Here is a 6,644-nt window from a genome sequence, read left to right as displayed (position 1 = left end):
TGTCAGCCAATAATCGACAGGCATCAATGCACTCAGCGGCTCCGTGAGTGGTGCGAGAACTTTCACCTGCAAAATGGATAGCCTGATAGCGATTAGGAAAATAACGCATGGGAATTGGTGCTAAGCGCATAATGCAACCATTACCTGCTGAGTAGGGGTGAGTTGACCCACTGAAGGGGTTTCCAGATGATTTGTATTGCAGCAGCGCCTGGCGAACCGTGTTGCCGATGTCAAAACATTGCCCAGTACTACTGAAATAGCCATGCTCATACCAGTCTAAATAGCGGTTCATCTGGTCAGCCGCATCAAACTCACCTTGCTCTAACAAACTGGTGGCTAAACACAGCGCCATGGAGGTGTCATCAGTCCATTGTCCAGGTTGAAGCTTAAAAGGCCCACCCCCGACCATATCGGTTAGGGGTTGAAAGGAACCACGTGTCTGAAACTCAACAGTTGTCCCCACGGCATCTCCAACAGCTAGTCCCAACAAGCAGCCCCGGAAACGGCTCTGTAAATCCATAGGCCTCCCTAGAGAGCAGACGGCGATCGCAGAATAGTCAACAACTCTTCAGTTTTCTTTTCTCCCGCGTTGTCACCCTGTTGGCGATACAGCCGCAACGCTGCCTCAGCGGCTTCGATTGCCTCAGAAGTACGTCTCTGCTGGGCAAGGGCTAGACCAAGGTTGTAATGAGCAGCAGCACTCTCTGGCAATAGCTGAATCACCCGTCGGTAGGCGATCGTTGCTTGGGCAAATTCCTGTTGGGCCATGCGTAACTCAGCAATGCCAATATGAGCTTCAACCAACGTAGGCTGAAGGGCAGCGGCCTGCTGATAGGAGGCTAAGGCTTCAGGTAGTCTATTCTGAGTGCGTAACACCTTGGCAATCTGTAACTGCAGCTCAGCGTCGCGTGCGCCTAGTTTCGTGGCTTGCTCGATCGCCCGTAGCCCTTCACGACTGTTGCCCTGCATCAACAACGCAATTCCTAAGTTAAGTTGGGCAGTGCCACTGCGGGGATTTAATCGCACAGATTCGCGTAACACCCGAACGGCTTCACCAGTCTTGCCTTGACGAATGAGAATCGTACCGATCGCCTCAAACCCCCGTGCGTCACGCTTATTCATTGCCAACAGCCGACGATAGGTTGCAATCGCCTCTGGATACCTCTCTTGGCGCGTGAGTACTGCCCCTAACCCTAGTAGAGCATCCACATGGTTAGGACGACGCTGCAAAATGCGATTGTAAACAGCTACGGCTTGATCTGGGTTGCCTGCATTCACGTAGCTGAAGGCCAACGCCATCTGAAAGTCTAGATTGTTGCCATCCAACGCGATTGCCTGTTGATAGGCCTCGATCGCAGCACTGTAATTGCCCTGCATGGCTTCCAAATAGCCAATACCCGCAAAAATACGAGCATTGCGACCGTCTAACTCAGCCGCTTGTTTGTAAAGAGCGATCGCCCCCGGATAGTCCCGGCGATTCACCAGCTCTCGTCCCTGCTTCAGCAAATTTTCTAACTCAGAATTGCGCTGAACTGAGACTTCAGGAGGAGTCACCGGGGCATCAGGAGGAGTCGTCGGGGCATCAGGAGGTGTTATTTGCGCAAGGTATTGGCTCCAGTCTCGCTCTAGCAGAGTAGTCTGAGCTAAGGGCATGGCAAAACTAGCCTGAACTGACGACAGCGGTGCCATGACCAGCCCTATTACCGACAGCCAGGCGATCGCGCCCTGAGTAACCCTACAGTCATTCAGCCAGCGCCAGAGTTCCAGTCTGCTCGGGGAAGCTTGTCGGTTTACCATGCCTAACACCTACACAGTCTTAACAATGTTGAGCCATTTTATCAGGATTGACACTCAGTATGGCAAGGGTAGTTCCTGGAAACCTTCAAGCTCGCGCTGATAACAACCCTCAGCTAGCCATAGTCATAGTTTCTAGGCTTGCAATGGTAGAGAGATAGTCAAGATTCTGGACACACAAAAACCTAGGGGACTGTGATCAGCAGTTCGTTAATCTTGCCTCGACGATCGCCCTTGGAATTGATAGCTCGACTAGCAGACATCGTGTAAATGGTGAACCCTCGGTACAGGTCACGAATAAAGGCGCAATCAGAGTTAGAAACTAATACTTGCACATTACGCTGAGCTAAGAGCACGACGGTATCCCGCAATCGCTGTTGATCTTCGGCACTGAAGGCATAGCGGTTATAGCCCGTAAAGTTGCTAGTGGCACTAATGGGGTGATAAGGCGGGTCAAAATACACAAAGTCATCAGCAGATTTAGCAAATTCCAAGATCGCTTCAAAGGGCTGCTTATAAATTTCAGTTGTTTTCAGTGCCTTAGAGGCGGCACGCAGCAACTCCGGGCAACAAATGGCTGGATTTTTATAACTCCCCATGGGGACATTAAATTCCCCTTTAGAGTTTTCTCGGTACAGGCCATTAAAGCAAGTTTTATTCAAATAAATCAGACGAGCAGCCCGCTCGATCGGATCATCCAACTGCGTTGATCGTAGGTGATAGTAATAGTCTCGGTTATGGCGCTGCTGATGACGTTGCAACAGAGCAATGACAGCCTCCACAGAGTCTCGAATACAGCAATAGACATTAACCAATTCTGGGTTAATATCCATCAATACAGCACGGCTAGGACGAAGATGAAAAAAGATAGCACCCCCCCCTAAAAATGGTTCGTAATAGGTGCGGTACCGCTTTGGAAAATAGGGAGAATATTGCTCAATTAACTTTCCCTTTCCTCCTGCCCATTTTAAGAATGGCCGAGGAACAACTCCAGATGATGCAGGCGCGATCGTAGCGATCGTCATAGGGGCGCAGCCTTGAGGTAAGGGCAGTTACGAGCAGCTCTGATCAGAGGAGATCAAACCTATTAGTCTCGTTTTTTCAGCATACACTAACTAGCTGGCAGAAATTCATAGGATCCCTACCAGGACAGCGATCGACCCAATCATTCCCACAAGATCAGTAGCGGTTATTCACGCAAATACTAATGGAATACCACTGTATCTAGCGTTCGATTACAATACAAATTTTTTGCATCCACGCAATTTCCATGGCATTACCAGTAGCCAGCAAGTCTATGGAAAAAAAACCTCACCTCTGTAGTCAAAGGTGAGGTCATTTCGGTTATGTCAGTAATACGGTAGTCTCAGTAGGTTACTCTTCAAGTTGAAGTGCGCTTGTAGGGCACAACGTCGTCACCAAAGTATCGAGAATACTCAACACTATTAACCATGGCTTCCACTACCGATCGGAGGCCAGCACTCACCAACAGCCCATTGTACTGATTGATCTCATCCTGGCTAGCTGGAGCGCGTCCCAGCAGATGTCGGCAGAGCAACTCAACTACCTTCGTAGCAGGGTATGGGTTGTAGAACCGTTGGCAATACACCTCAGAGCAAGCCAAGGCTTGTACAAACTCTCGCACAGACATACCACCCTTGCGGAATCGGTCATCCAGGTCTGGACAACGCAACTCAGCAGGTACTAATCCACCCGGCACATCCATCACTTGACTGTAGATAGCATCCAAGACACTATCTACCTCCGTTGATGTCATGTACGGATGTAGCCGAAACACACGGGCAGGCCTCCGGGCTAACCCTAGTTCCGCATCAACTGCACTACCCACAGAACCAAACGATCGCCCTGCTTCCACCACCAACGACTTATCAGCGCTCGCCCCAGCCATAGCCTGCTCCAGCAACGGAGTCCGCATCATATCCTTCGGTGGCGTTGGCTCAAAGCTTGGCACTACCAGTGTCTTATTCTGCTTCGTCAGAGTGTTATACAACGTTTGGGTATTGGGATAGTTAGCGGCTGGCAACGTTAAGAAGCGATTGTAAGGCACAGTATCCTCACCAAAGGCTTGGCTATACTCCATAGAGTTAACCATCGCGCTGACAAAGCCCCTCAAACCCTGAGAAGCCAAGATTTGGTTGTACTTACGAATTTCTGCCTGATCCAGCGGTGCCCGTCCCAAGAAGTGCTTAGTGCCCAACTCAATCACCTTAGTGTTGGGATAGGGTGCATAGAACTCCTTGACATAGAGCTTAGAAGTGCCCAAGGCTTGCACAAACTCTTTCACGCTGATTTCACCGTTTCCAAGCTTGCTCTCTAGCTCTGTGAATTCATCGCCCGTGGTGACGTAGGGAGCAATATCACGCTCAAATATCTGCCGATAGGCGGCACCAATGACCACCTTCAGATTTGCCTTGTCAACCAGTTGAGTCAGCTTGAAGATCTTGGTTTGCTCCCGCTTCTTAGACACGCCCTGGTTAATCCGGAACTGCACATCTGGTTCAGTGCGCATGTCAGTAACCTGACCCAATTCCACAAAGCGGGGTACCTCTTCGCGCATAGGCTTAAACATGCCAGTTTCCGCAATGCTGCCTACACGGATATTGCGCATAGCCAAGCCAGCGGGTGTAATGTAGCGCTCATAGGGCACAGTGTCTTCATTAAAGGTTGCAATGTACTCTTCGCTGTCAATAATGGCATCGACCAGAGCATAGAAACCTTTCTTGGCACAAATATCGAAATAGGCATTGATTTCTTGGCGACCGTAGGTAGGACGACCTAGCAACCGACGATGGATGTACTCTATGGCTTTTGTCACATACAGTGAACTCCAGTAGAGCTTGCGGAAGGTATCAGATTTCGCCAATTGCCGAACAAACTCCCGCACGGTGATTTCACCATTCTCTAGTTTGATCTCAGCTACCTTGAGCCGCTGACCTTCATAGACATCACGGCCAAATACCTGAAGATAACAAGCCCGAATAATTGCTTGGGAAGAGCTTTCAGAGAACTTGGTGCTAATTCCCTTGGATTTTTGAGGCTTAAAGAAGCGGCCACCACCCGACAGCCCAGTGAAGCTTGGAGTTTGGTCAAACTTAAAGACCTTGGGGCCGAGAGTGCCCGGAGAAGCACCACGAGCCGCAGGGTTGCTCACCTGGTTATAGATACCAGGGCCACGATTAATCAGAATCCGGCGAGTATCCTTGCCAAAGGGAGCAGGGCTAGAACTGGGGTTGCGGGTTTCTTTGGGGAAGATGGCTCCGAACTGGATCTCTAGGGGGTCATTACCAGAGCCGTAGGGGTGCTGGTCGGGTAAGGGTTGGTCGTAGGCAGCGAAGGTAGTAATGAATTGAGGAATCTTGCGGAAGGGAGCGCTGTAGTTAAACAGATCTTGCTGCGGCCCCCAGTTGCGACATTCCTGAGCCTCTTGTCCCAGGCCGCGCAGGTAGGGTACCGTTTCCTCACCAAAGTAGTCGGCATATTCTTGAGAGTCTACTAGAGCATCCACGAGGGCAGGGAGGCCACCGCTAGAGACGATCGCAAAGTAACGCTGCACCTCTTCCCGTGAGCTAGGGCCACGACCCAAAATATGACGAAATGCCAGTTCTAGAGCGCGACTGTTAATGTATGGCTCATAGAAGTTTTTGCGGTATAGGGGCGACTTCGCCAAGCGCCGAATGAACTCCTTCATAGAGATCTCATTGTTCTTGACTTTGGACTCTAGATCAGAGATGCCCAAGGAGTAGGCGCGGGTGATATCTCGCTCAAAGACTTGCCGATAGGCTGCCTTTACCACTTCATTCTTCTCAGAAGCAGACAGGCCAGGCTTCATCACAAACTTGGGACGACGCTCGGCAGCATTATAGTAAATCTGCGGTAATTGCAGACCCTGAAGGTCAGTGGAGGGACGTTGGCGGAGCTTGTTGCTGGGAGTGGGGGCACGAAATTCGGTCAGCAACACATCAAAGTATTGAGTGACTAATTCCGTAGCTTCTTCATCTCGCTTGACGTAGCCGATCGCGGCTGACCGCATCTCTTGCAGGGCAACGATCGTGGCATCTGTCGAGCAGGCGTTTTCAATGATTTCTCGCAGACCACGGGTATTAACGGCAATAATGTTGGGGTCACCTGCTACGATCGCATAGGTTACATAGCGCAAGAACCAGCTCAAATCTCGTAGAGACTTTTGCATGTTGCCAGGGCCATAGCGAGCCACATTAATCGGGCGAAAACCAGGAGGAATCGGCCCTGAACTGGCAGTGAATACAGCACGTAGGCCCTCTAGCACACCACTGCCACCTTCTACATAGGTAATAGTGCCCAACTTCATGCCTTCCGCAGTTCCCATGGCACCAACACCGACAGCCACAGGTTCCGGTTCGCGAGGCTTTTCTAAGTAAGCCATGGGGGAGCCACCAACAAAAATTCGGTTAGCAGCACGGGAAACGATAATATCAGCGTTTCTGGTCAAAATTTCGGCAATCTCTAGCCGCTTCAAGCCAGAGTCAAAATAGCTGGACAGTTCACTTAACTCGGCTTTGCCCAGGAACCGATCTTGTTGTTCTGCCTGAGAAATCGTTGAGACGGGCACCGTCTGATATAGTTGCGGGCGCGCAACCGAGCTTCCACCGCTTGCTTTAACACTCATTGGATTTCAAAAGCTCCCTACTTTCTGATTAAACTGACTTTAAGTTAAGGACGACTACCCCAAACACGGTGCGTTGGCCGGAGGTACCTAGTCCAGTACTAAGATTAAAACGTTTTGGGTTTTCACAGCGTCTTTGTTACAAATTGTGTCAAGGAAACTGAGAAATGTCGTATGCAAGTCATAG

The 6,644-nt window shown here is 50.3% G+C and carries 4 protein-coding genes; all 4 read right to left on the bottom strand.

The window, feature by feature from the left end; genetic code table 11:
- Positions 1–520 (bottom strand): ADP-ribosylglycohydrolase family protein (locus NZ772_11170; GenBank protein ID MCS6814108.1); only part of this gene is annotated, 520 nt, incomplete at its 3' end.
- Positions 521–528: 8 nt separating this feature from the next.
- A complete protein-coding gene (locus tag NZ772_11165) occupies positions 529–1,797 on the bottom strand; it encodes a tetratricopeptide repeat protein (protein ID MCS6814107.1) in 1,269 nt (422 codons plus the stop codon).
- Between the two features lie 182 nt (positions 1,798–1,979).
- On the bottom strand, positions 1,980–2,819 hold the full coding sequence (locus tag NZ772_11160; protein MCS6814106.1) for a DNA adenine methylase: 840 nt from the start codon (positions 2,817–2,819) through the stop codon (positions 1,980–1,982).
- Between the two features lie 356 nt (positions 2,820–3,175).
- Positions 3,176–6,460, bottom strand: coding sequence for a phycobilisome rod-core linker polypeptide (locus NZ772_11155; protein ID MCS6814105.1), 3,285 nt, complete (start codon positions 6,458–6,460; stop codon positions 3,176–3,178).
- Between the last annotated feature and the right edge of the window lie 184 nt (positions 6,461–6,644).

It is taken from the genome of Cyanobacteriota bacterium, assembly GCA_025054735.1.
In the GTDB taxonomy this organism is placed as follows: Bacteria; Cyanobacteriota; Cyanobacteriia; order SKYG9; family SKYG9; genus SKYG9.
This window is presented reverse-complemented; position numbering and strand designations above follow the sequence as displayed.

Excerpts from the sequence above, each read along its gene's own strand:
- NZ772_11165 (MCS6814107.1), bottom strand. The coding sequence starts at position 1,797 with ATGGTAAACCGACAAGCTTCCCCGAGCAGACTGGAACTCTGGCGCTGG.
- NZ772_11155 (MCS6814105.1), bottom strand. The coding sequence starts at position 6,460 with ATGAGTGTTAAAGCAAGCGGTGGAAGCTCGGTTGCGCGCCCGCAACTA.
- NZ772_11160 (MCS6814106.1), bottom strand. The coding sequence starts at position 2,819 with ATGACGATCGCTACGATCGCGCCTGCATCATCTGGAGTTGTTCCTCGG.